This is a genomic window from Streptomyces sp. NPDC050743 (assembly GCF_044456925.1).
Classification (GTDB): Bacteria; Actinomycetota; Actinomycetes; order Streptomycetales; family Streptomycetaceae; genus Streptomyces.
This window is the reverse complement of sequence record NZ_JBITGJ010000027.1, coordinates 67,158-93,632: the sequence shown is the minus strand read 5'-3', so window position 1 is coordinate 93,632 and position 26,475 is coordinate 67,158. Positions and strand designations below refer to the sequence as shown.

The 26,475-nt window shown below is 71.7% G+C and carries 27 protein-coding genes, 1 tRNA gene and 1 pseudogene; 12 read left to right on the top strand and 17 right to left on the bottom strand.

Annotated features, from left to right (window positions below; translation table 11 throughout):
- Positions 1-39: 39 nt before the first annotated feature.
- The 3 genes from ACIBJF_RS25180 to msiK form a co-directional block, all read right to left on the bottom strand.
- A complete protein-coding gene (locus tag ACIBJF_RS25180; RefSeq protein WP_351805345.1) occupies positions 40-771 on the bottom strand; it encodes a nucleotidyltransferase family protein in 732 nt (243 codons plus the stop codon).
- A 107-nt stretch (positions 772-878) separates the two neighbouring features.
- On the bottom strand, positions 879-1,340 hold the full coding sequence (locus ACIBJF_RS25175) for a hypothetical protein (RefSeq protein ID WP_399176866.1): 462 nt from the start codon (positions 1,338-1,340) through the stop codon (positions 879-881).
- Between the two features lie 227 nt (positions 1,341-1,567).
- Positions 1,568-2,704 (bottom strand): diacetylchitobiose ABC transporter ATP-binding protein MsiK, encoded by a 1,137-nt coding sequence (gene msiK, locus ACIBJF_RS25170; RefSeq protein WP_351805349.1) that lies wholly within the window; start codon positions 2,702-2,704, stop codon positions 1,568-1,570.
- A gap of 206 nt (positions 2,705-2,910) precedes the next feature.
- Here msiK and ACIBJF_RS25165 point away from each other — a divergent pair.
- Positions 2,911-2,987, top strand: a tRNA-Thr gene (locus ACIBJF_RS25165).
- A gap of 42 nt (positions 2,988-3,029) precedes the next feature.
- Here ACIBJF_RS25165 and ACIBJF_RS25160 read toward each other — a convergent pair.
- Positions 3,030-3,944 carry an aminoglycoside phosphotransferase family protein gene (locus ACIBJF_RS25160; protein ID WP_365327171.1) on the bottom strand — a complete coding sequence of 305 codons (915 nt, stop codon included), beginning with the start codon at positions 3,942-3,944 and terminating at the stop codon, positions 3,030-3,032.
- Between ACIBJF_RS25160 and ACIBJF_RS25155 the strand changes: the two genes are divergently transcribed.
- From ACIBJF_RS25155 to ACIBJF_RS25145, 3 genes are read left to right on the top strand one after another with little or no spacing between them, the layout of a single operon-like run.
- A complete protein-coding gene (locus ACIBJF_RS25155) occupies positions 3,943-4,596 on the top strand; it encodes a rhomboid-like protein (RefSeq protein ID WP_399176864.1) in 654 nt (217 codons plus the stop codon). The genes ACIBJF_RS25160 and ACIBJF_RS25155 overlap by 2 nt on opposite strands.
- Positions 4,597-4,606: 10 nt before the next feature.
- Positions 4,607-6,013, top strand: coding sequence for an NAD(P)/FAD-dependent oxidoreductase (locus ACIBJF_RS25150; protein ID WP_399176862.1), 1,407 nt, complete (start codon positions 4,607-4,609; stop codon positions 6,011-6,013).
- Positions 6,014-6,043: 30 nt separating this feature from the next.
- Positions 6,044-6,523: a GNAT family N-acetyltransferase gene (locus ACIBJF_RS25145; protein ID WP_399176860.1), complete on the top strand. Its 480-nt coding sequence runs from the start codon at positions 6,044-6,046 to the stop codon at positions 6,521-6,523.
- Here ACIBJF_RS25145 and ACIBJF_RS25140 read toward each other — a convergent pair.
- The 3 genes and pseudogenes from ACIBJF_RS25140 to ACIBJF_RS25130 form a co-directional block, all read right to left on the bottom strand.
- The gene (locus ACIBJF_RS25140; RefSeq protein ID WP_399176858.1) at positions 6,512-8,026 is read right to left on the bottom strand and encodes an MFS transporter; all 1,515 of its coding nucleotides are present in this window, start codon (positions 8,024-8,026) and stop codon (positions 6,512-6,514) included. The two genes, ACIBJF_RS25145 and ACIBJF_RS25140, sit on opposite strands and share 12 nt — an antisense overlap.
- 89 nt (positions 8,027-8,115) lie before the next feature.
- Positions 8,116-9,085: pseudogene (locus ACIBJF_RS25135) on the bottom strand (zinc-binding dehydrogenase).
- 48 nt (positions 9,086-9,133) lie between these two features.
- On the bottom strand, positions 9,134-10,294 hold the full coding sequence (locus ACIBJF_RS25130) for an NAD(P)-binding protein (protein WP_399176889.1): 1,161 nt from the start codon (positions 10,292-10,294) through the stop codon (positions 9,134-9,136).
- Between the two features lie 162 nt (positions 10,295-10,456).
- On the opposite strand from ACIBJF_RS25130, the gene ACIBJF_RS25125 reads away from it, so the two are divergent.
- Entirely contained in the window at positions 10,457-11,146 is a 690-nt protein-coding gene (locus ACIBJF_RS25125) for a pentapeptide repeat-containing protein (protein WP_399176856.1), read from the top strand.
- A 3-nt stretch (positions 11,147-11,149) separates the two neighbouring features.
- On the opposite strand, the gene ACIBJF_RS25120 is transcribed toward ACIBJF_RS25125, so the two are convergent.
- Positions 11,150-11,650: a hypothetical protein gene (locus tag ACIBJF_RS25120; protein WP_399176855.1), complete on the bottom strand. Its 501-nt coding sequence runs from the start codon at positions 11,648-11,650 to the stop codon at positions 11,150-11,152.
- 77 nt (positions 11,651-11,727) lie between these two features.
- Here ACIBJF_RS25120 and ACIBJF_RS25115 point away from each other — a divergent pair, with 77 nt between their 5' ends.
- Entirely contained in the window at positions 11,728-13,119 is a 1,392-nt protein-coding gene (locus tag ACIBJF_RS25115) for a M1 family metallopeptidase (protein ID WP_399176853.1), read from the top strand.
- A gap of 9 nt (positions 13,120-13,128) precedes the next feature.
- On the opposite strand, the gene ACIBJF_RS25110 is transcribed toward ACIBJF_RS25115, so the two are convergent.
- From ACIBJF_RS25110 to ACIBJF_RS25100, 3 genes are all read right to left on the bottom strand, one after another.
- On the bottom strand, positions 13,129-13,605 hold the full coding sequence (locus tag ACIBJF_RS25110) for a hypothetical protein (protein WP_399176852.1): 477 nt from the start codon (positions 13,603-13,605) through the stop codon (positions 13,129-13,131).
- A 7-nt stretch (positions 13,606-13,612) separates the two neighbouring features.
- Entirely contained in the window at positions 13,613-14,569 is a 957-nt protein-coding gene (locus ACIBJF_RS25105; RefSeq protein WP_399176850.1) for a GNAT family N-acetyltransferase, read from the bottom strand.
- A 173-nt stretch (positions 14,570-14,742) separates the two neighbouring features.
- A complete protein-coding gene (locus tag ACIBJF_RS25100; RefSeq protein WP_153543370.1) occupies positions 14,743-15,318 on the bottom strand; it encodes a TerD family protein in 576 nt (191 codons plus the stop codon).
- Between the two features lie 170 nt (positions 15,319-15,488).
- On the opposite strand from ACIBJF_RS25100, the gene arfB reads away from it, so the two are divergent.
- Positions 15,489-15,926, top strand: a complete 438-nt coding sequence (gene arfB, locus ACIBJF_RS25095; protein WP_365327193.1) for an alternative ribosome rescue aminoacyl-tRNA hydrolase ArfB — start codon at positions 15,489-15,491, stop codon at positions 15,924-15,926.
- A 146-nt stretch (positions 15,927-16,072) separates the two neighbouring features.
- Entirely contained in the window at positions 16,073-16,933 is an 861-nt protein-coding gene (locus tag ACIBJF_RS25090; RefSeq protein ID WP_399176847.1) for a sigma-70 family RNA polymerase sigma factor, read from the top strand.
- Positions 16,934-16,948: 15 nt separating this feature from the next.
- On the opposite strand, the gene ACIBJF_RS25085 is transcribed toward ACIBJF_RS25090, so the two are convergent.
- Entirely contained in the window at positions 16,949-17,413 is a 465-nt protein-coding gene (locus ACIBJF_RS25085) for a GNAT family N-acetyltransferase (RefSeq protein WP_399176846.1), read from the bottom strand.
- A 49-nt stretch (positions 17,414-17,462) separates the two neighbouring features.
- Entirely contained in the window at positions 17,463-18,035 is a 573-nt protein-coding gene (locus ACIBJF_RS25080; protein WP_399176844.1) for a flavin reductase family protein, read from the bottom strand.
- Positions 18,036-18,369: 334 nt separating this feature from the next.
- Between ACIBJF_RS25080 and cdgB the strand changes: the two genes are divergently transcribed.
- Complete coding sequence (gene cdgB, locus ACIBJF_RS25075; RefSeq protein WP_399176843.1) at positions 18,370-20,025, top strand: diguanylate cyclase CdgB; 1,656 nt, start codon at positions 18,370-18,372, stop codon at positions 20,023-20,025.
- Between the two features lie 116 nt (positions 20,026-20,141).
- Positions 20,142-21,050 carry a CBM35 domain-containing protein gene (locus tag ACIBJF_RS25070; RefSeq protein WP_399176840.1) on the top strand — a complete coding sequence of 303 codons (909 nt, stop codon included), beginning with the start codon at positions 20,142-20,144 and terminating at the stop codon, positions 21,048-21,050.
- Positions 21,051-21,147: 97 nt separating this feature from the next.
- Here ACIBJF_RS25070 and ACIBJF_RS25065 read toward each other — a convergent pair whose 3' ends face one another.
- From ACIBJF_RS25065 to ACIBJF_RS25050, 4 genes are all read right to left on the bottom strand, one after another.
- Complete coding sequence (locus ACIBJF_RS25065; RefSeq protein WP_365327203.1) at positions 21,148-21,495, bottom strand: peptidase inhibitor family I36 protein; 348 nt, start codon at positions 21,493-21,495, stop codon at positions 21,148-21,150.
- A gap of 135 nt (positions 21,496-21,630) precedes the next feature.
- On the bottom strand, positions 21,631-22,548 hold the full coding sequence (locus tag ACIBJF_RS25060; protein ID WP_399176838.1) for a 1-phosphofructokinase family hexose kinase: 918 nt from the start codon (positions 22,546-22,548) through the stop codon (positions 21,631-21,633).
- A gap of 122 nt (positions 22,549-22,670) precedes the next feature.
- Positions 22,671-23,816 carry an N-acetylglucosamine-6-phosphate deacetylase gene (nagA, locus tag ACIBJF_RS25055; RefSeq protein WP_399176836.1) on the bottom strand — a complete coding sequence of 382 codons (1,146 nt, stop codon included), beginning with the start codon at positions 23,814-23,816 and terminating at the stop codon, positions 22,671-22,673.
- Complete coding sequence (locus ACIBJF_RS25050) at positions 23,816-24,808, bottom strand: ROK family protein (protein ID WP_399176887.1); 993 nt, start codon at positions 24,806-24,808, stop codon at positions 23,816-23,818. Before ACIBJF_RS25050 ends, nagA begins: the two co-directional genes overlap by 1 nt.
- A gap of 142 nt (positions 24,809-24,950) precedes the next feature.
- On the opposite strand from ACIBJF_RS25050, the gene ACIBJF_RS25045 reads away from it, so the two are divergent.
- A complete protein-coding gene (locus ACIBJF_RS25045; RefSeq protein ID WP_399176835.1) occupies positions 24,951-26,213 on the top strand; it encodes an extracellular solute-binding protein in 1,263 nt (420 codons plus the stop codon).
- A 34-nt stretch (positions 26,214-26,247) separates the two neighbouring features.
- Positions 26,248-26,472, top strand: coding sequence for a DUF3263 domain-containing protein (locus ACIBJF_RS25040; RefSeq protein WP_399176833.1), 225 nt, complete (start codon positions 26,248-26,250; stop codon positions 26,470-26,472).
- The last annotated feature ends 3 nt before the right edge of the window (positions 26,473-26,475 follow it).

Here is a 26,475-nt window from a genome sequence, read left to right as displayed (position 1 = left end):
ACGGGGCCTTCGTGCGTGGCGAGGGCGCAACCCGCCGGGCTACCGCCCCAGCGCGGCGAGCTCCTTGGCCGCCTCGGTCAGATCCTTGGCCGTGTCGATGGCCCGCCAGTACGCCCCCTGCGGAATGGGGAACCCGGCGAGCTTGCGCTCACGGGCCAGCCCGGGGAACGTGGTCCGCTCGTGATCCCCCCGCTCCGGCAGCAGCGAGGCGAACTCGGGCGAGAACACGTACACGCCCGCGTTGATCTCGAACGTCGACGGCGGAGCCTCGATGAAGTCGGTGATGTGCCCGAACCCGTCGGTCTGCACCGCGCCCCAGGGGATGCGCGGCCGCGCCAGAGCCAGGGTCGCGACGGCGTCCCGCTCGGTGTGGAAGTCGGCCATGTCCCGCAGGGAGAAGCGGGTCCAGATGTCGCCGTTGGTGGCGTACCAGGCCCGGTCGGGGCGGGGGAGATGCGCGGCGGCGTACTTCAGGCCGCCGCCACGGCCGAGGGGCTCGGTCTCCACGACGGTGGTGACGGAGAGGGGCAGGTCGGCGGAGTCCAGCCACTTCTGCAGGACGTCGGCGAGATGGCCGCAGGAGACCACCACGTCGGTCACGCCCTCCTCGGCGAGCCAGTTCAGCTGGTGGCCGATGATCGGAGTGCCCGTGCCGGGGATCTCGACCATCGGCTTGGGCCGGTCGTCGGTGTAGGGACGCAGCCGGGAGCCCTGGCCACCGGCCAGGATCACGGCCTGGGTGGGGCGCGACGCGGCGTTGGGATGGGTCATGACCGCACTGTACGTGGCGCCCCGCCGGGGCCGGCCGCCGGCGGCGCGCTCCTTGGGGACCCGTTACCCGAAGGAGCGGTCACCGGCTTCCGGGCGTCCCCCGGTGTTCAGCTGTGCGCGGCGAGCACGCCCGAGGCGAACGACGTGTCGCACACCGGGCGGGCGAAGGACTGGGCGCGCGAGGCGCCGTAGATGCGCACCGCGGCCTGGCCCAGGGCGCGGGCGATGGCGGAGCAGTGCCGGGCCAGCGCGGGGTGTCCGTTCACGGCCTGCTGGAGGTGGGTGAGGACGACACCGGGGTTCTTGTCCTGCAGCTCGCTCATCAGCTGGTCGCGGAGCACGTCCTGCGGGGCGCGGGAGACCGTCTTGGTGGAAACCCCCGCCGCGGAGATGTCCGAGGCGGCCAGCACCGAGCTGGAGGGGCTTCCCGTCCAGTTGACCCGGGTCACCGCGAGGGTTCCCGAGAGCACCAGGACGACGGGCAGGACGAGGGCGAGAGTGCGGCCGATCCGGCGGGCAGGGCCGCCCCGGTGGCCGCGTCGCGTCTGTGGGGTGGTGGAGTGCTTCACGCGTGTGAGGGTAGCGCGGGGTAATGATTTGGCGACATTTAGTCACCCCTTCGGGGGATGAGATGGCGCCACTTTCTGGGTAAGGGGTTGACGCACCCCGCCCGAAATGATGGCTGTGCCGGGGTATATCCGGACGCGTGAACCGCACGAAAGGGGCCCTGCGGCACTCCGCAGGGCCCCTTTCGTCAACTCCGCGCGAACGCGCAGCTCAGTCCGTGTGAACGCGCTCAGTCGGTGAGACGCTCACCCGTGGACGTCGAGAACACGTGGATCTCGCCCGGCCGCGGCACCACGTGCAGCGTGGAGCCCTTCTCCGGGACCTGACGGCCGTTGACGCGGACGACCAGGTCCTTGACCTCGCCGCCGACCTCGGCGGTGCCGTAGACGTAGCCGTCGGCGCCGAGCTCCTCGACGACGTTCACGGAGACGGCGAGACCGGCCGGCGCGTCCGCGCTGTCCTTGGTCAGGGAGGCGGCCGCGCCGCCGTTGTGCTCGACCACGTCGAAGTGCTCGGGCCGGACGCCCACGGTCACCGTGCGGTCACCCCGGTCGGAGGCGGCCGTCAGGGCGTCCCGGTTGACCGGGACGACGCTGTTGCCGAACTTCACGCCGCCGTCGGTGATCGGCACCTCGACCAGGTTCATGGCCGGGGAGCCGATGAAGCCGGCGACGAAGAGGTTCGCGGGCTTGTCGTACATGTTCCGCGGCGAGTCGACCTGCTGGAGCAGACCGTCCTTGAGGACCGCCACACGGTCGCCCATCGTCATGGCCTCGACCTGGTCGTGGGTGACGTAGACGGTGGTGATGCCGAGGCGGCGCTGCAGCGAGGCGATCTGCGTACGGGTGCTCACGCGGAGCTTGGCGTCCAGGTTGGACAGCGGCTCGTCCATGAGGAACACCTGCGGCTCACGCACGATCGCGCGGCCCATGGCGACACGCTGGCGCTGACCACCGGAGAGCGCCTTCGGCTTGCGGTCCAGGTACTCGGTGAGGTCGAGGATCTTCGCGGCCTCCTCGACCTTCTGCCGGATCTCCGCCTTGTTGACGCCCGCGATCTTGAGCGCGAAGCCCATGTTGTCGGCGACCGTCATGTGCGGGTAGAGGGCGTAGTTCTGGAACACCATGGCGATGTCCCGGTCCTTGGGCGGCAGGTGCGTGACGTCGCGGTCACCGATGCGGATGGCGCCGGCGTTGACGTCCTCCAGGCCCGCGAGCATCCGCAGCGAGGTGGACTTTCCGCAACCCGACGGGCCGACCAGGACGAGGAACTCGCCGTCCTCGATCGCGATGTCGAGACCGTCGACGGCGGGCTTGGTGGAACCCGGGTAGATCCGGGTCGCCTTGTCGAACGTGACAGTGGCCATGGTGAATGGGCCCCCTTCTACCGGCAGGAACGTGCCGGACGATCCGTTGTAGGAAGGTGGTTGGTGTAGTCCACACGAGTGAACTGGCTCAGGACGGTACCTGGCGTTCACCGGCCTGTCAGTACCTCGGCGACTGTGAACTTCGCGGAAATTTTCGACAGGACCCGTCGCGGACCTGGGTACACTGCACGAGCACCCGGGTGCACGCCTCCTTAGCTCAGCTGGTCAGAGCACCGCTCTTGTAAAGCGAAGGTCGTCGGTTCGAATCCGACAGGGGGCTCCAAAAGTGCCGCTGACCTGGGGTTTCCCCGAGTCGGCGGCGTTTTCACGTGCGGAGCCGGCGTGCGATCTCCAGCTGCCGGTCCTCGAGCGGCCGGCCGTCCTCCACGTCCCACAGGGCGTTCTGCAGCAGCCGGCCCAGCGTCCAGGCGCGCGCCCGCTCCCGGTCCAGACCGAGCACCTCCGTCATCGCGTCGAAGCGCCGGCGCACCTCGGCCGCCTCGAAACGGTTGTCCAGCGCCGGCCACAACTCGAAGCCCGGGTCGCCGGCCAGCGGCTTGGGATCGATGGCCAGCCACTCGGCGCGGTCGGCGGCCAGCACGTTCTCGAAGTGCAGATCCCAGTGCAGCAGCCGGTCACCGGGCTCCGCGACGACCTCGCGCACCGCGGCCGCGCAGTCGGCGACGATCCGGCGCGCCCCAGGGTCGGGGATGCGCTCCAGCGCCCACGGGGTCTGCTCCAGCATGGCCTCGGCGATGTCACCGAGCCGGCGCATGCCCGGCGGCGCCGGGAAGGACGTCAGACGGTCCAGCAGCCGTGCGACGACCACGACGGCCGCGCGCGTGTCGGCCATGGCGGACAGCATCCGCGACTCGTCGAGCCGCTCCAGGAGCATGGTGCCCGTCGCCGGGTCGTGGTCCAGCAGCCGTACGGCCCCGTCGCCGTCCCACACCCGCAGCGCGACCGGCTCCCCCTCGCTCTCCTCGTCCGGGAGCTGCAGCTTGAGCACGGCGCGGCCGCCGTCGGCCCGGACCACCGGCAGGACCAGCGCGCTGACACCGTTCATGGACGGCCCGTCGAGCCGCAGCCGCCACCGGTCCAGGAACGCGGCCGCCAGATCCGGCAGCCCGGCGATGAACGCCCGCCCCGCCGCACCGTTGTACGTCTCCTGGGCCTCCGCGAGATCGCCGGGGATGTCAATCACGGACCGGACGATACTGGCGTGCGTGAATCGGCTCATGCGAATTAACCGGGGCCTCGGCTACGTGTGGGCATACATCCGCAGCGCTCCCGGCACGTATGTGTGGCTGGCGGTCCTGTTCGTCACGACCGTCGCGCTGCACCAGATGTCGCCGGAGTTCGAGCAGCACTTCCTGCGGCAGCGGTCGACCAACATCCACGAACTGTCGCGCAATCCGGTACGGGTCCTCGTGGCCAGCGCCATGTGGATCGACAGCGGCCGCTGGCTCCCCTACGTCCTGCTGTACACCGTGTTCCAGGCGCCCGCCGAACGCTGGCTCGGCACGGCCCGCTGGTTCGCGGTGTGCGCCCTGGCGCACGTCCTGGCCACCCTCATAAGCGAAGGCGCCCTGCTGAAGGCCATCCGGGACGGCATGGCCCCGCACTCGGCCGTCAACACCCTCGACATCGGCGTCAGTTACGCCCTGGCCGGCGTCATCGGGGTTCTCACCTACCGCTTCGCCTCCCCCTGGCGGTACGGGTATCTCCTGGTCATCCTGCCCGTCTTCACCCTGCCCCTGGCCGCGGGACGCACCTTCACCGAACTCGGCCATTTCGTCTCCGTACTGATCGGACTGGCCTGTTACCCCCTGACCAGAGGCTGCGGAAAAGCATGGAATCCGAAGGAGACACTGGCCGCTTTGAAGGGTTAACGTCCCGGCCATGAGCAGCTCGGCAAGCAGTGTCGTCAACGGCGGGATCTCCTTCTGGTACGCGGACGACGGCCTCCCCGCGGTACGCGAGCCCCTGCCCGGGGACGCGACGGCCGACGTCGCGATCGTCGGCGGTGGCTACACCGGCCTGTGGACGGCGTACTACCTGAAGAAGGCCGCCCCCTTCCTCCGCATCACCGTCCTGGAGCAGAAGTTCTGCGGCTACGGCGCCTCCGGCCGCAACGGCGGCTGGCTCTACAACGGCATCGCCGGCCGCGACCGGTACGCCCGGCTGCACGGCCGCGAGGCCGCCATCCGCCTGCAGAAGGCGATGAACGACACCGTCGCCGAGGTGATCGCGGCGGCCGAGGCCGAGGGCATCGACGCCGACGTCCACCAGGGCGGCGTCCTCGAAGTGGCCACCACACCCGCCCAACTGGCCCGCCTGAAGGCCTTCCACGAGCACGAGCTGTCGTACGGCGAGAAGGACCGGGAACTGTACGGCGCCCGCCAGACCGCCGAGCGCATCCGCGTCGCCGACGCGGTCGGTTCCACCTGGACCCCGCACGGCGCCCGGCTGCATCCCGTGAAGCTGGTCAAGGGCCTCGCGGCGGCGGTGGAGGCCCTCGGCGTCACGATCCACGAGTCGACCCCGGTGACCGAGATCCGCCCCAAGCACGCCGTCACCCCTTACGGCACGGTCCGCGCTCCCTACATCCTGCGCTGCACGGAGGGCTTCACCGCGTCCCTGAAGGGCCTGAGGCGCACCTGGCTCCCCATGAACTCCTCCATGATCGCCACCGAGCCGCTGACCGAGGACCAGTGGGCGTCCATCGGCTGGGACGGCCGCGAGACCCTCGGCGACATGGCCCACGCCTACATGTACGCCCAGCGCACCGCCGACGGCCGCATCGCACTCGGCGGCCGGGGCGTGCCGTACCGCTTCGGATCGAGGACGGACAACGACGGCCGCACGCAGGAGGCGACCGTCGAAGCCCTCCGGGAGATCCTGACCCGCTTCTTCCCGGCGCTGGCCGGGGTCCGGGTGACGCACGCCTGGTCGGGCGTCCTCGGCGTACCCCGCGACTGGTGCGCCACGGTGACCCTCGACCGCTCGACGGGCCTCGGTTTCGCCGGCGGCTACGTCGGCTCCGGTGTCGCCACCACCAATCTGGCCGCCCGCACCCTGCGCGACCTGGTCCAGCAGGACTCCGGCCAGGGCGGCCGCACCGAGCTGACGGACCTGCCCTGGGTGAATCACAAGGTCCGCAAGTGGGAACCCGAACCCTTCCGCTGGCTCGGCGTGCACGGCATGTACGCCACCTACCGCACCGCCGACCTGCGCGAACGGCTCCGCCCGGGAACGGAGTCCTCGCGGCTGGCGAAGGTGGCGGACCGGGTGGCGGGGCGGCACTGAGCGGGCGGTGACACCGGTTAGTCTCGCCGCATGATTCGTCCCGCGATACCCGCCGACATCCCCGTCATCCACGCCCTGGTCCGTGAGCTGGCCGAGTACGAGAAGGCCCCGCACGAGGCCGAGGCGACGCAGGAGCAGCTCCGGGAGGCGCTGTTCGGGGAGCGGCCCGCGGCGTTCGCGCACATGGCCGTGGACGACGCCACCGGGGAGGCCGTGGGGTTCGCGCTGTGGTTCCTGAACTTCTCGACCTGGCGCGGGGTGCACGGGATCTACCTGGAGGATCTGTACGTCCGGCCCGGTGCCCGGGGCGGCGGGCACGGGCGGGCGCTGCTGACGGAGCTGGCGCGGATCTGTGTGGAGCGCGGGTACGGGCGGCTGGAGTGGTCGGTGCTGGACTGGAACCGGCCCGCGATCGGTTTCTACGAGGCCCTGGGCGCGCGTCCGCAGGACGAGTGGACGGTGTACCGGCTGACGGACGAGGCGCTCGCGGCCCTGGGGTCAGGTCACTGACTCGGGCACCGGGGCGTCGGCCGGCGCCCCGTGTTTCGGGGCCTTGGCCGTGACCAGCAGGCCTGCCGTCAGCCCTGCCAGGAGCATCACGCCGGCCGCCCACCAGATGGCGACGGTGTAGCCGTGGACGACACCGGCCGGGACCACGAGCGCCTTGGGCGCGCCGGTGCGCAGGTGGGCGGTGATGTAGGCGGCGCTGCTGGTGGTGGCGATGGTGTTGAGCAGTGCCGTACCGATCGAGCCGCCCACCTGCTGCGAGGTGTTGACCGTCGCCGAGGTGACGCCGGAGTCGCGGGGGGCGATGCCGGTGGTCGCGGTGGCGAACACGAGCATGAAGGTCAGGCCCATGCCGAGGCCCATCAGGAGCAGGGCGGGCAGGATGTCGGTCGTGTAGGAGGAGTGGACCGTCATGCGGGTCAGGAGCATCATGCCGCCCGCGGCGAGGACCATGCCGGGGGCCATGAGCATGCGCGGGGCCACGCGGTGCAGCAGCCGGGCGGAGATCTGCGTGGAGCCGGTGATGATCGCGGCGGTGAGGGGCAGATAGGCGAGGCCCGTCCTGACCGGCGAGTAGCCGAGGATGATCTGCAGGTAGTAGGTCATGAACAGGAACAGGCCGAACATGCCGATCGTCGCGAGCATCATGGTCAGGAAGCAGCCGGCGCGGTTGCGGTCCTTGATGATGTGCAGCGGCAGCAGGGGGCTCGGGGCCCGGTTCTGCCACCAGATGAACGTGGTGAGCAGGGCGATCCCGGCCGCGAAGAGGGCCAGGACCAGCGGGTCGGTCCAGCCGCGCGGTTCGGCCTCGCTGAAGCCGTAGACGATCGCGACGAGGCCGCCGCAGCCGAACAGGGCGCCGGGGACGTCGAGGCCGGCCTCGCGGTGGCCGGGACGGTCGTGCAGGAGGGCGAAGGCGCCGAACACGGCGAGGACCGCGATGGGCACGTTGACGTACAGGCACCAGCGCCAGTTGAGGTATTCGGTGAGCAGACCGCCGACGATGAACCCGATCGCCGAGCCGCTGCCGGCGAGGGCGCCGTACACGCCGAAGGCCTTGCCGCGTTCGCGGGGGTCGGTGAAGGTCGTGGTCAGCAGGGAGAGCGCGGAGGGCGCGAGGACGGCGGCGAAGGCGCCTTGGAGCGCGCGGGCGCCGAAGAGCATGCCGGAGCTGGTGGCGGCGCCGCCGATCGCGGAGGCGATGGCGAAGCCGACGAGTCCGAGGACGAAGGTGCGTTTGCGGCCGACGAGGTCGGCGATGCGGCCGCCGAGCAGGAGGAGGCCGCCGAAGGCGAGGGTGTAGGCGGTGATCACCCACTGCCGGTTGCCGTCGGACATGTGCAGGGCGCGCTGGGCGGAGGGCAGGGCGATGTTCACGATCGTCGCGTCCAGGACGACCATCAGCTGGGCGAGGGCGATGACGACGAGGGCCCACCAGCGGTGCGGATCGGTCGCCTCGGGGGCCTCTCGGGGGGTTCCGGTCGCACCCGTTCGGCCGTTGCTCATCTGGCCAGAAGACCACGAATCGGGGTGTAGTGCATCCGTGTGCGCGTTCCGGCTGCTCGGGGCTTTCGCCGTGGTTTTCGTCAGGCGTTTCATGGCTCCAGTACCACCTTTCCGATAGTGCCGCGGTTCTCGAGTGCGCGGTGCGCCGCGGGCGCGTCCGCGAGAGGAAAGCGGGTGACGGCGGGGCGCAGCCGGCCGTGGGCGGCTTCGGCGAGCGCGCAGTTCGAGCGCGTGCAGTCCGCCTGCCCTGCGGAGCATCTCGGGGCCGAGCACGGACTGGGAGACGCCCTCGACGAGGTGTCCCTTGCCCTCCCCGATGCCTTCCGCGGACCAGCCGAAGACCAGGTGTCGCCCGCCGGGTCCGAGGAGGGCGACGGCCTGCCGGGCCGCCTCGCCGCCGACGCCGTCGTAGACGATCGAGGCAGGCCTGGCCCCGAGGTCGGCCCGGACCTTCGCGGGCCAGGCGGTGTCGGTGTAGTCGACGGCGAGGTCGGCGCCGTTCGCCCGGACCCGGGCCGTCTTCTCCGGGCCGCCCGCGAGTCCGATCACGGTGGCGCCGGCGTTCTTGGCGTGCTGCACGAGCAGGGTGCCGATGCCTCCGGCGGCGGCGGGTACGACGACCACGTCGTCCGGGCCCGGCTCGGCGAACTGCACGATGCCGAGCGCCGTACGCCCGGTGCCGATCATGGCGACGGCGGCGGCGAAGTCCAGGTTCCGCGGGATCTCGTGCACCCGGTCGACGTCGGTGACGGCGAGTTCGGCGTACCCTCCTGGCGCGAAGCCGAGGTGGGCCACGACCCGCCTGCCGAGCCACAGCCCGTCGACGCCGTCGCCGAGCGCGTCCACGACCCCGGCGACCTCGCGGCCGGGCACGGTCGGCAGGGCGGGCCGCTCGGGCAGCGGACCTCGGTGCCCGGCGCGCAGGGCGGCGTCGAGCAGGTGCACCCCGGCCGCGGCGACCGCGATCCGCAGCCGGCCCGGGCCGGGGACCGGGTCCGGGGCCTGCTCGTAGCGGAGGTTCTCGGCGGGACCGAAGGCGTACATGCGGACGGCGTGCATGGTGACCCCCCAGGAGGACGGCTGTCTCATCGGCTCCACGCTCCGGCCTCAAGCGCGCTTGAGGTCAAGGACGGGCCGGCCGAGGATCAGGGACACGGCGGTGACCGCGCTGTTGAAGGACACCTCCGACAGCACACCCGGCGCCGCCACCTGGTCGCCGGCGAGATAGACCCCGTCGCCGCGGTCCACGGCGGGCCGGTCCCGCCAGCTGGTCCCCGGCGGGTCGACGGCCCCGGTACGGCCGTCCGCCACCGCCTCCCGGCGCCAGGTCAGCCGCTGCCGCCAGCCCGGGAAGCCGAGGTCGAGCAGTTCCTCGGCGCGGGCGAGACCGTCGGCCCGGGACTCGCCCGGCCTGATCGGGAACTGGCCCTGGATCAGCTGCTCCCCGGCCGGGGCGAGGGACGCATCCGGTGCCGTGCACCGCTCCAGCCAGCCGGGCGCGTCGAGGTCGGAGAGGACGAACGGGTCACCGCGCCGGGTGCGGACGGCGAGGTCGAGCAGGACGGTACGGCCGCTGGGCCAGGTCAGCGAGTCGTCGCCGAGCAGCCGGCGGGCGGCGGCCAGCGAGGTGGCGAGGATCACGGGGGTGTCGGTGGGCAGGGCGTCGACGCGGGACAGCGTCTCGATGCGCACGCCCAGCTTCCAGGCCCGGGTGGCCATCCGGTCGATCAGGCCGGCCCAGCCGCCGACCGGGTAGTGCGCCTCCGGCGGCAGCTTGGTGGCCCGGCGCAGCCGTTCCTGCACGAACGCGGCGGACAGGGCGCCGGGGTCGTGGTGGAACAGGGCGACGGCCGCGTAGTGCGCGGCGGCGCGGGCGCCCTCCTCGCCGGCGACACCGGCCGCCCAGCTCAGGAAGTCGGTGTCGACGGGCGCCTGCCGGATGCCGGGTCGCAGCAGCTTCAGCATGCTGGAGGACGGGGTGCGGCGCAGTGCGCCGTGGTGCCGCAGCCGCAGCCGGGCCGCTTCCAGGGCCGGGACCGGGGCGAGCGGTCCGATCAGGTTCCGCTGCCGGAGCCAGGTCCAGTGCGGGCCGCCGCTGTAGAGGGCGTGCGGGCCCTCGTTGGTGCGGTACGGGCCCTCGGCGGTGCGGGCCCGGCCGCCCAGGGTGTGATGGGCCTCGTACACGGTGACCGTGGCGCCCGCCTCGGCGGCGGTGATCGCGGCGGTGAGTCCGGCGAAGCCACCGCCGACGACGGTGATGCGGTGCATGGGGCGGTGCATGAGGTGGGGCCCTCCCTCGGATCGGTACACCTGGTCCGTGCGTACGGCTGTCGGTCCGTAACTAGGACTGTTTGACGGGCCCCGGATGTGACATCGCCGGGGTTTGCGCAGGTCAGGGGGATTGTCATTGGCGGGGTGCAGCATGGGGGCATGGCGAGGAGAGCGACGGGCGGCCGTGCGGCGGGCCGGGCAGGGGTGCGGGGCGCGCGACGGCCGGAGCTGCGGCTGCCGCCCCTTCGGCCGTGGCCGCAGGGCGAGTTGGAGCCGGACGGGGACTACGACGGGCTGGACTTCCAGGACGCCGACCTGACGGGGCAGGACGGCGTGGGCGCCCGGTTCATGGACTGCGCCCTGACCGGCTGCGTGCTGGACGGTACGGCGCTCGGCCGGGCCAGAGTGCTGGACTCGGTCCTGACCGGGCCGCGCGGGGTGGGCACGCATCTCGCCGAGTCCACGTTCCGTGACGTCGAGCTGATCGACGCCCGGCTGGGCGGCACGCAGCTGCACGGCGCCGTCCTGGAGCGGGTCGTGGTCCGCGGCGGCAAGATCGACTACCTCAACATGCGGGAGGCCCGCCTGAAGGACGTCGTCTTCGAGTCCTGCGTCCTGGTCGAGCCGGACTTCGCGGGCGCGACCCTGGAGCGGGTGGAGTTCGTCGACTGCGTCCTCAGAGAGGCCGACTTCGGCAGCGCGACACTGACGGACGTGGACCTGCGCGGGGCGGCGCCGCTGGAGATCGTGCGGGGGCTGGACCGGCTGTCGGGGGCGGTGATCAGCACCGGGCAACTGCTGGATCTGGCACCGCTGTTGGCGGCGGAGTGGGGGATCCGGGTGGAGTAGGCCCTACGGCATGCGGGGAAACCGGGCCTGGAGCGTCCAGATGGCCGGGTTCTCCGACAGGTCCTCATGCAGGTCGGTCAGGTCGGCGATCAGGTCGTGCAGGAAGTCGCGGGCCTCGCGGCGCAGTTCGGCGTGGGAGAAGGACAGCGGGGACTCCTCGGCCGGCACCCAGTCGGCGGTGATGTCCACCCAGCCGAAGCGGCGCTCGAACAGCATCCGGTCGGTGGACTCGGTGAAGTCCAGCTCCGCCCGCTGCGGCCGGGCGGCGCGGGAGCCCATCGGGTCCCGGTCCAGCCGCTCGGCGATGTCGCACAGCGCCCACGCGAAGTCCAGCACCGGCACCCATCCCCAGGCTGTGGACAGCTCCCGGTCCGTCTTCGTGTCCGCGAGATACACGTCACCGCAGAACAGGTCGTGCCGCAGCGCGCGCACGTCCGCGCGGCGGTAGTCGGTCTGCGGGGGGTCCGGGAACCGGTTGGAGAGGGCGTAGCCGATGTCGAGCACGTCAGAGATGGTGTCACGCTTCGGCAGCGGCCCCGGACACTCGGATCACGCGAACCCCGGCACTTAAGATCACTGGCATGTCCAGATCCGTACGCCTTGTGCCGGCCACCGCGGCCCTGCTCGCCCTCGCCCTGACCGGCACCGCGTGCGACGCCGGTGTGCACGGCACCCCGGGTGGCTCCGGCGTACGCGACCCCTACTTCCCGAAGGCCGGCAACGGCGGCTACGACGTCGAGCACTACGACCTCACCCTCGACTACACCCCCGCCACCCGCCGTCTCACCGGCACCGCGGTCATCACCGCCCGCGCCACCCAGGGCCTGTCCGCCTTCGACCTCGACCTCGCCGGGCTGCACGTCGACTCGGTCACCGTCGAGGGCAAGAAGGCCCGCTTCAACCGGGCCGGCCAGGAGCTCACCGTCCGCCCGCACGACGACCTGAGCAGCGGCGAGACCTTCCGCACCACCGTCCGCTACGCGGGCACCCCGCAGACCCTCACCGACCCCGACGGCTCGAAGGAGGGCTGGCTGCCCACCGCCGACGGCGCCCTGGCCCTCGGCGAACCCGTCGGCTCCATGGCCTGGTTCCCCGGTGCCAACCACCCCTCCGACAAGGCCGCCTACGACCTCACCGTCACCGTCCCCAAGGGCCTGCAGGCCGTCTCCAACGGCGAGTTGGCGGACCAGTACACCAAGGGCGGCCGTACGACCTTCCACTGGCACACCCCCCAGCCCATGGCGAGCTACCTCGCCACCGTCGCCGTCGGCCACTTCGACCTCACCCGCGGCACCGGCCCGCACGGACTGCCGATCCTCACCGCCGTCGACCCCACGCAGGCGAAGGCAAGCGAGAAGGTGCTGGCACGGCTCCCCGAGATCATCGAGTGGGAGGAGACCAACTTCGGGCCGTACCCCTTCTCCTCCACCGGGGCGATCGTCGACCGCCCCGACGACGCCGGCTACGCCCTGGAGACCCAGAACCGGCCCGTCTTCCCCGGCGCCCCGGACACCGGCACCCTCGTGCACGAGCTCGCCCACCAGTGGTACGGCGACTCGGTCACCCCGAAGTCCTGGCAGGACATGTGGCTGAACGAGGGCTTCGCCACCTACGCGGAGTGGCTGTGGCAGGAGGACCACGGCGGCGACAGCGTGCAGAAGCACTTCATGGACCTGTACCGCGGCGACGACGAGGCCATCTGGGCCTTCCCGCCCGCGAAACCGTCGAGCGCCGCCCACATCTCCGACAGCCCCGTCTACGAGCGTGGCGCGATGGTCCTGCAGAAGATCCGGCAGAAGGTCGGCGACGACACGTTCTACGACATCATCCAGGGCTGGGCCGCCGCCCACCGCCACGGCAGCGCGAGCACCGCCGACTTCACCGCGTACGTGGAGAAGAAGGCCCCGCACAAGGACTTCACCGAGATCTGGAAGGACTGGCTGTACGGCGACGGCAAGCCGGCCCATCCGTGACGGGCGCGGCTACCGGGCTCCCCGCTCCAGTGCCGCTCGCATCGCCGCCCGGGCCGCCCACACGGCCTGCGCGTGCCTGAGCCGGTGCTCCTGGAACTCCGGTGTGTCCAGCGCCGGATCACCCGCGGCGAACACCTCCAGCAGCTCCCGCAGGGAGGCGTACACATCCTCGACGACGTCCGCCATCTGCTCCGGTGCGCAGATCAGCAGGTTCTCCCGGACCTCGTCGCAGGCCGAGTCGCGGAACGCCTCCCGCACGGCCGCGTCCCGCCGGTCGGCGGGCCCGTCCCGGTGGGCGGTGGCGGCCGTGTGCATGGCCTCGTAGGCCAGCCGGTACCGGGTCAGGCAGGTGACATACAGCTCCCGGCGTTCGCGCCGGTCCCGTTCACCGGTCTCGCGCCGCCACCGCACCCGGTCGGCGAGCAGGGTCGAGCCGACCCCGACGACGGCGCCGAGTCCGGTGCCGGCCAGTGTCGTCCACTCCACCGCCCGCTCAGTCCTCCCACGCGTCCAGCAGTCCCGCGAGTCCCGGCGGCCACACCGGCTCGGGTGCCCCGGCCAGTTCCCGCCGTGTCCACCAGCGCCAGGCGAGGATGCCGTCGGCGGCGTGCGCGGCGGCGAGGCCGGGGCCGGCCGGGTCCCGGCGCGGGCCGCGGGTGACGTAGACGTGCTCGTGCTGGCGGACCGGTGTGCTGGTGTGAGTGAAGTCGTGTTCCCAGGTGCACAGCAGCGGACCCGGCTCCAGGCCGGTCCAGCCGGTCTCCTCGGCCAGTTCCCTGAGGGCGCCCTCGCGCGGGGACTCGCCGGGCTCCAGGCCACCGCCGGGCAGCGCCCAGTGGACGCCGACCTCGATGTTGTCGTACCGGAAGAGGAGCACCGCGCCGTCCGGGTCGACGACGGCGATCCGGGCCGCCTTCCTCGGGGTGCGGGACTGCCCGCCGAGCACCTTGCGCAGCACCGCGCAGGGGCGGCCGAGGGCACGGTCGGGGCGGTGGCCGATCACCTCGTAGCCGAGGGCGGTCCAGAAGGCCAGGGCCTTGGGGTTGTTGGCGAGGACGGCGAGCCGTACCGCGCTGCGGCGGCCCTGTGCGCGGAAACGGTCCTCGACGAGGCTCGCGACGGCCCGGCCGTGACCCTTCCCGTGCTCGGCCGCGTCCACCATCAGCAGCCCGATCCACGGATCCGGATCGGCGGGGTCGGGGTGGTGGGCGAGCGTGCCCGCGAGCGCGACGAGCCGCCCCTCCTCCGTGCGGGCGAGCAGCACCTCGGCGCCCGGCACGGCCAGGTCCTCGGCCAGCGCGGCCGCGACCTGCTCGGGACGTACGTCGTCCGGGTCGGGGAAGTCGCCGCTGAGCCGGTGGAACTCGCGGTTGGAGGCGTAGAGCGCGGTGAGCTCGGCCAGCAGCGGCGGCGGCAAGTCCCGGCCGGGGGACAGAGGTTCGAGGATCACAGCGGCAAGCTATCCCCGAAGACTCCCTGCCCACCCCGGTTTTTCGCCACCGGGACGGCCGGGCGGCCTCCGGCCGCTGGTCCACCGCGGCCGGAGGCCGCCGCTCACCACGACCGGAGGCCCGGCGACCGAAGGCCGCCGCCCGCCGCCCGCCGCCCGCCGCCCGGCGTCCGTCAGACGTTCACACCGAAGTCCTGGGCGATGCCGACCAGGCCCGAGGCGTAACCCTGGCCCACCGCGCGGAACTTCCACTCCGCGCCGTTGCGGTACAGCTCGCCGAAGACCATGGCCGTCTCGGTGGCGGCGTCCTCGGAGAGGTCGTAGCGGGCGATCTCGGCGCCGCCGGCCTGGTTGACGATGCGGATGTAGGCGTTGCGGACCTGGCCGAAGTTCTGGCCGCGGTTCTCGGCGTCGTAGATGGAGACCGGGAAGACGACCTTGTCGATGTCGGCCGGGAGCGCGGCCAGGTTGACGTTGATCGCCTCGTCGTCGCCGGCGCCCTCGCCCGTGCGGTTGTCGCCGGTGTGGACGATCGTGTTGTCCGGGGTCTGCTTGTTGTTGAAGAAGACGAAGTGCGCGTCCGAGTAGACCTTGCCCTGGCCGTTGACCGCGATGGCGGAGGCGTCCAGGTCGAAGTCCGTGCCGGTGGTGGTGCGGACGTCCCAGCCGAGGCCCACGGTGACGGCGGTCAGGCCCGGAGCCTCCTTGGTGAGCGAGACGTTGCCACCCTTGGACAGGCTTACAGCCATGTTGGGAGTCCCTTCCCTTGGATATGTGTGGTGCAGTGCCCTTGAAGCTACCGTCACCGGGAAGAACGTCGAGGGGGTCCTGGTGGTTCCGGAGCCCTTTACCTTTTTTACCGAGCGGGGAGATCCGGGCCCGGAAATCCAGGTGACGCGGACCGGGCGGTGCCGGGAACATGGAGGGCATGTCCGGTCCTTACGTCATCCGTGGCTCCGTCTCCCTTCCCGAGGCCGAGCTGATGTGGCGTTTCTCCAGGTCGTCCGGGCCCGGCGGACAGCACGTCAACACCAGTGACTCGCAGGTGGAGCTGCGCTTCGACCTCGCCCGTACCGAGGCGCTGCCCGCGGTCTGGAAGGAGCGGGCGCTCGAGCGGCTCGCGGGCCGGCTCGTCGACGGCGTGGTGACCGTACGGGCCTCCGAGCACCGCTCCCAGTGGCGCAACCGCGAGACCGCCGCCGTACGCCTCGCCGCCCTCCTCGCGGAGGCCTGCGCGCCCCCGCCCAAGCCGCGCAGGCCGACCCGGATCCCGCGCGGCATCAACGAACGCCGGCTGCGGCAGAAGAAGCAGCGCTCGGAGACGAAGCGGGGCCGCTCGGGCCGCGACTGGGCGTGAGCCCTTCGGGCGCGGGGCGACGCCCGTCACCCGTACGGCCCGCCGTGCGGCCCTGAGGCGTCACATCCGGGGCCTGCCGTTCGTCAGTGGGTCAGTGGGTCAGTGAGGGAGCGGACCACCAGGCGACGGAGAGGCCGGGCAACCCGATGAGCGACAACGAGCGGCAGTACCGCGACGACCACTTTCTCGCCGAGCGGTTCGAGGCGTACCGGGGGCATCTGCGGGCCGTCGCCTACCGGATGCTGGGCTCGGCCGCGGAGGCCGAGGACGCGGTGCAGGAGGCCTGGTTCCGGCTGAGCCGGACCGACACACGTGAGGTGGACAACCTCGGGGGCTGGCTGACGACCGTCGTCGGCCGGGTCTGCCTCGACATGCTCCGCTCCCGCCGCTCGCGCGGCGAGGAGCCCCTGGACACCTGGCGTCCCGGAGCCTCCGCCGAGCCGGACCCGGCCCAGGACGCCGTGCTCGCGGACTCGGTCGGGATGGCGCTCCTGGTCGTCCTCGACACGCTCTCGCCGGCCGAGCGGCTCGCGTTCGTGCTGCACGACCTGTTCGGGGTGCCGTTCGAGGAGGTCGGCGGGATCCTCGGGCGCAGCCCGGCCGCCGCGCGGCAACTGGCCAGCCGGGCCCGGCGCCGGGTGCGGGGCGCGGAGGCGCCGGAGGCCGACCTGGTACGGCAGCGGGAGGTGGTCGACGCCTTCCTGGCGGCCGCGCGGGAGGGGGACTTCGACGGCCTGCTGGCGGTGCTCGACCCGGACGTGGTGGCGCGCAGCGAGGCGGGTGTGGCCGCCGGTGCGGTGGGCGTCGCCTCCGGTGCGAAGAGCTTCGCCCATCTGGCCCGCGTGGCGCGTCCCGCGCTGGTCGACGGGGCGACAGGGCTGGTCGTGTACGCCGGCGGCCGTGTCGAGCGCGTCCTGACGTTCGCCTTCGCCGCCGACCGCATCACGGCCATCGACATCCTGACGAACCCGGAGGACTTGGCCGAGCTGACCATCGAGCCGGTGTAGCCGAGCCGCCGGGCGTCACCGGAGGTCCAGCACCCCCACCGTCTGTGCCCCGCTCGTCTCCCCGTTCCCGCGGAAGCCCAGGCGGAGGTAGAAGTCCTCGGGTCCGTCCGGGCCGGGGTGCCAGGTGACGTACAGCTCCTTGCCGCCGCGGCGGCGGATCTCGGCGGCGACCGAGTCGACGGCGAAGCGGCCGTAGCCCCGGCCCTGTTCCTCCGCCGCGATGTTCAGCCGCCACAGCCCGGAGCGGCGCACGCTGCCGTCTCCGTGCCAGTCGATGTCGAAGAAGGCCATCAGGAAGCCGACCGGGCGGTCGCCGTCCACGATCAGGCGGGGCCAGGCGACACCGGCGGGGTGGACGTACGCCTCGGCGAGGGACTTCACCACGGGCTCGACCGCGTGCTCCTGGTCGGGGCGGATGCGGATGCCGATGGCGGCCTCGAAGTTGCGGGGGGTGATGTCGTGCAGGTGCAGGGTGGGCATCCGGGCACGGTAGGCGTGGCGGCCGCCGCCGGGCCAGGCAATATCGGGGTCACCCCAACTGCCGGTACCGGCCCCGGAAGTACAGCAGGGGCCCGCCCTCCGCGCTCGGGACGCTCGCGGTCAGGACGCGGCCGATGACGAGGGTGTGGTCGCCGGCCGTCACCCGCTGCTCGGTGCGGCACTCCAGCGTGGCCAGCGCGCCGCCCACCAGGGGGGCGCCGGTGGCCTCGCCGCGGACGTACGCGATGTCCTCGAAGAGCAGCCGGTCGCTGATGCGGCCCCGCATGGCGAAGCGGCCCGCGACGTGCCGCTGGCTCTCGGCGAGGACCGACACCGCCCACAGGGGCTGTTCGTCGAGCAGGTCGTCCATGCGGGAGCCCGTGCGCAGGCTCACCAGGACCAGCGGCGGGTCGAGGGAGACGGACATGAACGCGGTGGCGGTCATGCCGACGTCCTCCATGCCCGGCGCGTCCGGGTCGTCCGGGTCCAGCGGCGGCTCCTGCGCGGTCACCAGGACCACTCCGGCGGCCAGCCGGGACATCGCGGCCCGGAACTCGTCGTTGCTCACCCCCTCAGCATGCCCGGAAGCGACGGGGGCGGTGGGGGAGGGAGTCTTCAGCACGCCCGAAACGCTAGTCTCCGCCCCGCACGGGCCGCATCGGGCCTCCGCCCTAGCCGGGTCCTAGGACCAACGGAGGACCGTTGTGTGCATGATGTGAACAGACCCAAAAGCTTGCGTTCAGTAAACGCACGTGGAAAACGCGGAAACTCCACTCAATTGCTCACGTTCGCCTGTGACTTGAGTCACAAGGGCCAGGAATTGTTGACCCTGTGTACCGAGTGGGCAGCGCGCTGTGATTCAGTGGCGGGGAAACTGAAACGCACCGTAAGAGGCACCCTAAGAAGCGCCGAAGACAACCCTTGATTCGCCGCGAGGTCTCGGGGGGAGGGCGAGCATGGAGACCGAGTCGGAGCCGTATGTCCGTCTTGCGTCCCTGCGACAGCTGCACCAGGTCATGGCCGACATGAACACGGCACGCAGCCTGGCGGACACACTGCAGACGGTCGCCGACGGCGCCGTACAAGCCCTCGGCTACGAGATGGCGTGCGTGAACCTCGTGCGCCAGGACGGCGATCTCGTCGTCGCCGCGTTCGCCGGGAACTCCGCCGCCGAGGCCCTGATCACCGGCCGGGTCGGCTCCCGCGAGTCCTGGGACCGGCGGCTGAGCATGGGCGAGCGCTGGGGAGACCTGGTCTTCATACCGCACACCGAGGGCTGGGTGCTGGACGACGACGACGTCCCCCAGTGGTTCACGGACGGCCCGGCACCCCGCTTCGAGGACGAGTGGCACCCCTCCGACCGCCTCTTCGCCCCCATGTACACGCCGGGCGTCTCGGGCGGCTCCTGCGGCGAGCTGCTCGGCGTCATCTCCGTCGACCGGCCGCGCAACGGCCGCCACCCCGGCGCCTGGGGCCGCGAGGCCCTGCAGATGTACGCCTTCCAGGCCGCCATCGCGATCAGCAACGCCCGGCTGCGCGCCAACATGCAGCGCGCCCTGGTCCGCCTGGAGCGCGAGCAGCAGGCCCTGCGGGCGAGTGAGGAAAGCTTCAGGCAGGCCTTCGAGTACGCCCCCTCCGGCATGGCCATCGCCGAGATGGGCGGCGACCAGCACGGCCGCATCCTGCGCACCAACGACGCCCTGTGCCGCCTGCTGGGCCGCCCGGCCTCCGCGATGCGCCGCTACTCCTTCTCCGACCTCGTCCACCCCGAGGACATCGGCACGCTGCTGCGGACCTCGGCGGAGGGCGGGCGCGCGGAGCTGCGCCTCGGCCGCCGCGACGGCACGTACGTCTGGGTGAGCCTGCGCAACAGCGTCGTCGCCGACGCCGCCGACGGCCCCCGCTTCCTCCTCACCCACGTCGAGGACATAGAGGAGCGCAAGCGCCGCGAGCTGCAGCTCGCCCACCGCGCCTCCCACGACTCCCTCACCGGCCTGCCGAACTCCGCCGAGCTGCGCTCCCGCCTGGCCGCCCGGCTGTGCCGGCGCCCGGCCCACGCAGGCGATCTGGAGTCGCTGGACGCGGCCTACGGCCACCCCGCCTTCGATGTCCCCACGAGCCACGGCTTCGACTTCCGGCCGGGCACCGAGGCATACGACACCTTCGACCACCACGTCCACACCGTCGCCCCCGAGGACGACCGCGACGACGGCGCCAAGGGGCTCGCGGTGCTCTTCTGCGACCTCGACGGCTTCAAGTCGATCAACGACCGGTTCGGGCACAACGCGGGCGACGCGGTCCTGATCGAGGTGGCGCGGCGCCTGTCCCGCGGGGTCCGGGACGGCGACACGGTCGCGCGCCTCGGCGGCGACGAGTTCGTGATCCTCGCCGACGGCCTCGGCCGGGCCGACGCCCAGGACCTCGCCGTACGGCTGCGCAACGAGATCATCCAGCCGATCCGGGCCGAGGGCCGCGCCGTCCGGGTGGGCGCGAGCTTCGGCATCGGGTGGGCGCACTGCGGCATGACGGCGGACGAAGTGTTGAAGTCCGCTGACGAGCGGATGTACGTAGAGAAACGATCTCGTCCCAAACAGCACCGGCGCGCCGGATGATCCCCAGGTCAGCGAGTTGATGCGGTGCGAGTCACCCGTTTGGCTCAGTCGGAGCGGGTAGGCTCGCCTTTCCAGACCTGTATCGCATCCGCCCGCACCGCTGAGGAGACCAAGGGATGACGCCCGGCGAAAACGGCCCGAGCACGCCCGAGGACGACGACCCGTTCGGCTATCTTTACGCCGACGGTCAGGCCAGAGGGGCCCAGCCGCCGTCCGGCGGTTACGGCTACCCGAACTCGGTCAGCAGGGTGCGGGCGGTCGGCGAACGCCAGTACGGCCAGCAGCAGGCCGGCTACGGCCAGGCCGTGCCCCAGCAGCAGGCCGGCTACGGCCAGCCGAACGCCTACTACCAGGCCCCCGAGACCCTCCCCGGCGGTGCCCCGACCACCCGTCAGCCGGTACCGCCGGCTCCCGGCCGCCGCGGCCCGAACACCAAGGGCCTGCTGATCGGCGCGATCGCGGTGGTCGCCGCGGTCGTCATCGGCATCGGCGTGTCGATGCTCAACGACAACTCGGACGACAAGACCGACAACCAGGCGGGCAGCACCCCGACCCAGTCCCAGAGCCAGTCCCCGAGCCCGTCGAGCAGCGGCTCGGCGGCGAGCGGTGAGCTTCCCAAGACCGACGCGAGCGCCCTGCAGCTCGGGCCCGGTGTGACGACGGCGTCGGAGTTCAAGGGGGCGAAGGCCAAGGGAGGCGCCTACGTGACAGGTTTCAATCACGTGGGGGCGACGGTCACGTGGACGGTCAACGGCGTCGAGGAGGCCGGCTCTTACCGGCTGTACGTGCGCTACGGCATCCCGGGCGTGGACGCCACCGCAACACTGGTGGTCAACGGCAAAGCAGACCAGCGGCCCCTGAACATGAAGAACTTCGGCAACCTCCCGCAGGGCGACTGGGAGAACGGTTGGCAGACCACCTGGGCCAACGTGAACCTCAACAAGGGCACCAACACGATCCAGATCGCCTGCAACGATGGCAACCAGTGCAACGCCGTCCTGGACCAGCTCTACATCACCAAGTAGAGGCCGATGTGATCCCTCAAGCGTGACAGCCGCCGGAGGCGTTGATCCGGCGGCTGTCGAGCATTGTGAACCTCAGGTTAAGCGCTTTTGGCGTACCTCAGCCGTAGATCTCAACCGAGTTGGCGCTGCCGGGGTTGTCCGAGTAGGTGCCCGGCTTCAGAGTGACCAGCTTGGTGCCGGTGGCACAGCCGAGGGTGGCCTTCCAGAAGACCAGAGTGTAAGAAGTCTGGTTCGAGACGGACCGGGCGATGTGGTCGAGAGGGATACAGCCGGGCGTTTCGGAGTAGACCGTCCTGGTCCCGGTCCTGTTCGTCCCTGACCATCCGCAGAACTTGCCCTTCGGGCAGGTGTTGGGATCGGCCGCCGCGGCCGGTGTGGCAAAGGTGCCGCCCAGCAATGCGCCGGCCACGGCGATCGTTGTCAGGCTTTTCTTGAGTACGCTCACAGGTCCCCGATTCTGAATTGTTCGCTTCGGTCGATGCAGCGAACAGATGATCAGACGATATTCGGCTGTCACGAGGGGGCATCGGTTCTCGGCCAAACTGCCAGGTGGGCATATCCGGCAAGGGATGCACAGCCTTCACACCGCCGTGACCGACACTCGCGCCAGGAGCTTCTCGTAAGCCGCGCAGTCGAACTCGCCCGCCGCAGCCGCCCGTACGGTCGCCGCAGACAGCGCGACCGCACGGGCCAGGCGGTCCGGCCACGGAAGTTGTTCGACGAGTCCGCTCAACAGGCCGACCACCGCCGAGTCGCCCGCGCCCGTCGGGTTGCCGTGGACGCGGGTGGGCGGGGTGGCGCGCCAGCGGCCCTCGGGGGTGGCGGCCAGCAGGCCCTCGGGGCCCAGGGATGCCACGACTGCGTGTGCGCCCCTTCTGCGGGCGTCCTGGGTGGCACGCAACGGCTCGTGGGAGCCGGTGAGTTCGGCCAGTTCGTCGGCGTTCGGTTTGATGAGGTCGGGGCGGGCAGCGACGCCTCGGCGCAGGGCTTCGCCGCTGGTGTCCAACAGGACGGGGACCCCGGCCGTGCGCGCGGCACGGATCAGGTTCGCGTACGCGCCCACCGGTACACCCGGCGGCAGGCTGCCGCACAGGGCCACTGCCGAGGCGGACGGCAACAGTTCCTCGTAGCGGTCCAGGAACGTGCCCCACTCGGCCGGGGCGATGTGCGGGCCGGGCTCGTTCAACTGGGTCGTGTCGCCGGAGACTTCGTCGACGATCGCGATCGTGCGCCGGGTCGCCCCGGAGACGGGGACGAGGGCGTCCGTCAGGCCGGGGAGGCCGGCCAGCTGCTCGCGTATCAGGCGCCCGGTGCCGCCGCCCGCGAACCCCGTGACCGTCACCTCGTGACCGAGCGCGGCCAGCACCCGGGCCACGTTCACGCCCTTGCCGCCGGGCCGTTCCACGACCTCCGAGACCCGGTGCGAGGCGTGCGGCCGTAGCGACCGCACGCGATAGGTGAGGTCGAGAGCGGTGTTCAGCGTGACCGTGAGGATCACCCGGGCCGACCTCCCTCGAAGTCCATGCGCCTGTCATCGGTGTCCGGGGGCACGATCATGCCAAACAGACGGCGGCCGGCCCAGTCACGAGTCGGTCGCCGTCCACGGAAAAGAGGGGCAGATCAGGCCAGTTGGGGCGGGATCACCACCCACTCGCCCTGCCGCATCACGCCCTTGACGTCGAAGTCCGCGTCCAGAACCACCAGGTCGGCGTCCTTGCCCGGCTCCAGCGAGCCGATGCGGTCGGAAAGTCCGAGGAGACGGGCCGGGTTGACCGACAGGGCCTGTACGGCGTCCTCGACCGGCAACCGGTCGATGGTCACCGCCCGCTTGAACGCCCGGTCCAGAGTGAGCGTGGAGCCCGCGATCGAGCCGCCCTCCACCAGCCGGGCCACGCCCTCGCTGACCTCGACCTCCAGCGGGCCCAGCATGTAACGGCCGTCGCCGATGCCGGCCGCGTCCATCGCGTCCGTGATGAACGCGACCCGGTCCGCCCCCGCGCGGTGGAAGGCCAGCTCCAGCGCGGCCGGGTGCAGGTGCGTGCCGTCGTTGATCAGCTCGACCGTGACCCGCTCGTCCTCCAGCAGGGCGGCGATGGGGCCCGGCGCCCGGTGGTTCAGGGCCGGCATCGCGTTGAACAGGTGGGTGGCGACCGTGGCGCCCGCGTCGATGGCCTCGACCGTCTGCTCGTACGTGGCGTCCGTGTGCCCGATCGCCGCGATGACGCCGTGCTCGGCGAGCAGCCGCACGGAGTCGGTGCCGCCCGGCAGCTCCGCCGCGAGCGTGACCATCTTGGCCTTGCCGCGCGCCGCGTCGATCAGCTTGCGCACCTCGGCCGGGTCCGGGTCGCGCAGCAGTTCCTCGGAGTGCGCGCCCTTGCGGCACGGCGAGATGAACGGCCCCTCGAAGTGGATACCGGCGATCTCCCCCTGCTCGGCCAGCTCGCTCAGCAGCCCGGCCTGGCGGACCAGCAGGTCCATCTCGTCGGTGACGGTGGAGGCCACCAGGGTGGTGGTGCCGTGCAGCCGGTGCGTGCGGACCGCGGTGAGGATCTGCTCGGCCGTACCGGAGAAGGACGCGCCGCCGCCGCCGTGGTTGTGGATGTCCACGAACCCCGGCACCAGCCAGTGGCCGGTCACGTCGATCACCTCGGCGTTCCCGGGAGCGGCAGCGGCGATCTTCGTACCCTCGACGACCACGCGCCCGTCGTCCAGGACCCCGCTGGGCAGCACCACCCGAGCACCTGCGAGAACCAAGCTGGGAGCCATCAGGCAGTTACCTCCGAGGGGTCGGTGGAGTCGGGGTCGGTGGAGTCGGGGCCGGGGTCGGTGCGGACGGGTCCGTCGGCGTCGAGGAGGTCGCGGGCCAACAGGCCCGCGCCCAGGCAGCCGGCCGTGTCCCCGAGCGCGGCCGGGACGATGCCCGGCAGCTTCTGGAAGGTGACCCGGCGCCGGACGGCGTCCCGCAGGGGCTGGAACAACACTTCCCCCGCCTCGGCGAGACCGCCACCGATGATCAGGGTGCGCGGGTCCAGCAGGGTGAGCGCGGTGACCAGGCCGTCGGCGAGCGCGTCGACCGCCTCCTGCCAGACCCGGACGGCGTTCGGGTCGCCGGACACGACGGCCTTGGCGCAGTCGGCGGCGTCCGCGTCCGGGTCCCCGCCGGCCGCCGCCCAGGCCTCGCTGACGGCGGACGCGGAGGCGTACCGCTCCAGGCAGCCGCGCTGCCCGCAGGGACACGCGATCCCACCGGGCCGTACGACGACGTGGCCGATCTCGCCCGCGAAGCCGTGCGCGCCCGCCTCCACCCGGCCGTCGATGCCGATGGCGCCCGCGATCCCGGTGCCGAGCGGCACGAACAGGAACCGGTCGGCGCCCTTGCCCGCGCCGATCCGGCCCTCGGCGAGACCGCCGGTGCGCACGTCGTGGCCGAGGGCGACGGGGATGCCGAGCCGCTGCGTGAGCAGCGCCCGCAGCGGTACGTCCCGCCAGCCGAGGTTGGCCGCGTAGGAGGCGATGCCCCGCTGCTCGTCGACGATGCCGGGGACCGCGAGGCCGGCAGCGGCGGCGGCCTCGCCGTAGCGCTCCACGCCGTACGCGTGCAGCTCGGCGGCGAAGTCGAGGATCGTCCTGACCACCGCGTCCGGACCGCGCTCGCGGCCGGTGGCGCGGCGGGCACGGTGGAGCAGCTCGCCGTCGTCGCCGACGAGGGCGGCCTTCATCCCGGTACCGCCCACGTCCAGGGCGATGACATGTCTCACCACGGGCCCTAGTGTGGCCCTCCCACCCGTGAGAGGTCTAGTCCACTCACGTGGTGTAGACCTTATGTGTCCATATATTGAACGGTCAGACAGCAGGGTTGGGGCTTTGAGGGTGCGTCGGCGTACGGCAGGAACGATCGCGGTGGTGTCCGCACTGGGCATGACGGCGGTCCTCGGCGGCTGCGGGAACACGGGCTCCTCCGACGTCACGTTGAGACTCGTCGCCGCCGACTACGGCGACTCCGCCGCGAACAGCTCCCGCAAGTACTGGGACCACCTGGCCAAGGAGTACGAGTCCAAGCACCCCGGTGTGAAGATCGACGTCAGCGTGTACTCCTGGAACGACGTCGACGCCAAGGTCAAGGACATGGTCGCCGCCGGCCACGCCCCCGACCTGGCCCAGATCGGCGCCTACGCCGACTACGCGGCCGCGGGCAAGCTCTACCCGGCCTCCGACCTGCTCTCCATCCGGACCCAGGCCGACTTCCTCTCCCAGCTCACCGAGGCCGGGCAGTGGAACCACACGCAGTACGGCATCCCCTTCGCCGCCTCCACGCGCGTGCTCTTCTACAACAAGACCCTGTTCGCCGAGGCCGGCATCACCCCGCCCACCACCTGGGACGAGCTGGCCGCCGACGCCAAGGCGCTCAAGGACAAGGGCGTGAAGTACCCCTACGCGCTGCCGCTCGGCCCCGAGGAGGCCCAGGCCGAGACCATGCAGTGGCTGCTCAGCGGCAGCAGCCCCACCAACGGCGGCAACGGCTACACCGACGACATCGGCACCTACACCATCGACTCCGCGCCGAACGTCCAGACCTTCACCTGGCTCAAGGACGAGCTGGTCGGCAAGGGCCTGACCGGGCCGGTCGCGCCCGGCAAGCTCAACCGCGCGACCGCCTTCGCCGCCTTCGCCGACGGCCAGGTCGGCATGCTCAACGGGCACCCGACGCTGATCCAGCAGGCCGAGAAGAAGGGCGTGAAGTTCGGCATGGTCCCGATGCCGGGGCGCACCGGCACGGCCAGGGCGTCCATGGGCGTCGCCGACTGGATGATGGCCTTCAAGCAGAACGGGCACCGCGACCAGATAGGCGACTTCCTCAACTTCGTCTACACGGAGAAGAACGTCCTGGCCTTCTCCCGCGAGTACGGCCTCCTTCCGGTCACCGGCTCCGCGTCCAACGCGATGAGCGCGTCGGACTCCGCCTCCGACAAGGCCCTGCACCCCTTCCTCGACCAGCTGGCCACCTCCGAGCTGTACCCCGTCGGCAAGACCTCCTGGGCGTCGGTCAGCGCGGCCGTGAAGCAGAACATCGGCCAGGCCGTCGCCCCCGGCGGCGACCCCGCCGGCGTCCTGACCCGCCTCCAGACGACGGCGACGGCGGCGGACAGCGGCGCGACGAACTGAGCGCCCTGTCGGACTGCACCGCTACGGTGGCCGCATGGAACTCGCCCCCCGCGAACGAGCCATCCTCGCCCTGGAGCGCCGCGGCTTCCCCGGCCCCGGCGCCAAGGAACGAGCGATACGCGAGGAACTGGGCCTGTCCCCGGTCCGCTACTACCAGCTCCTGAACGCACTGCTGGACGACGAGCGGGCGCTGGCGGCGGACCCGGTGACGGTCAACCGCCTGCGCCGGGTACGGGACTCCCGACGGACGGAGCGCTGAACC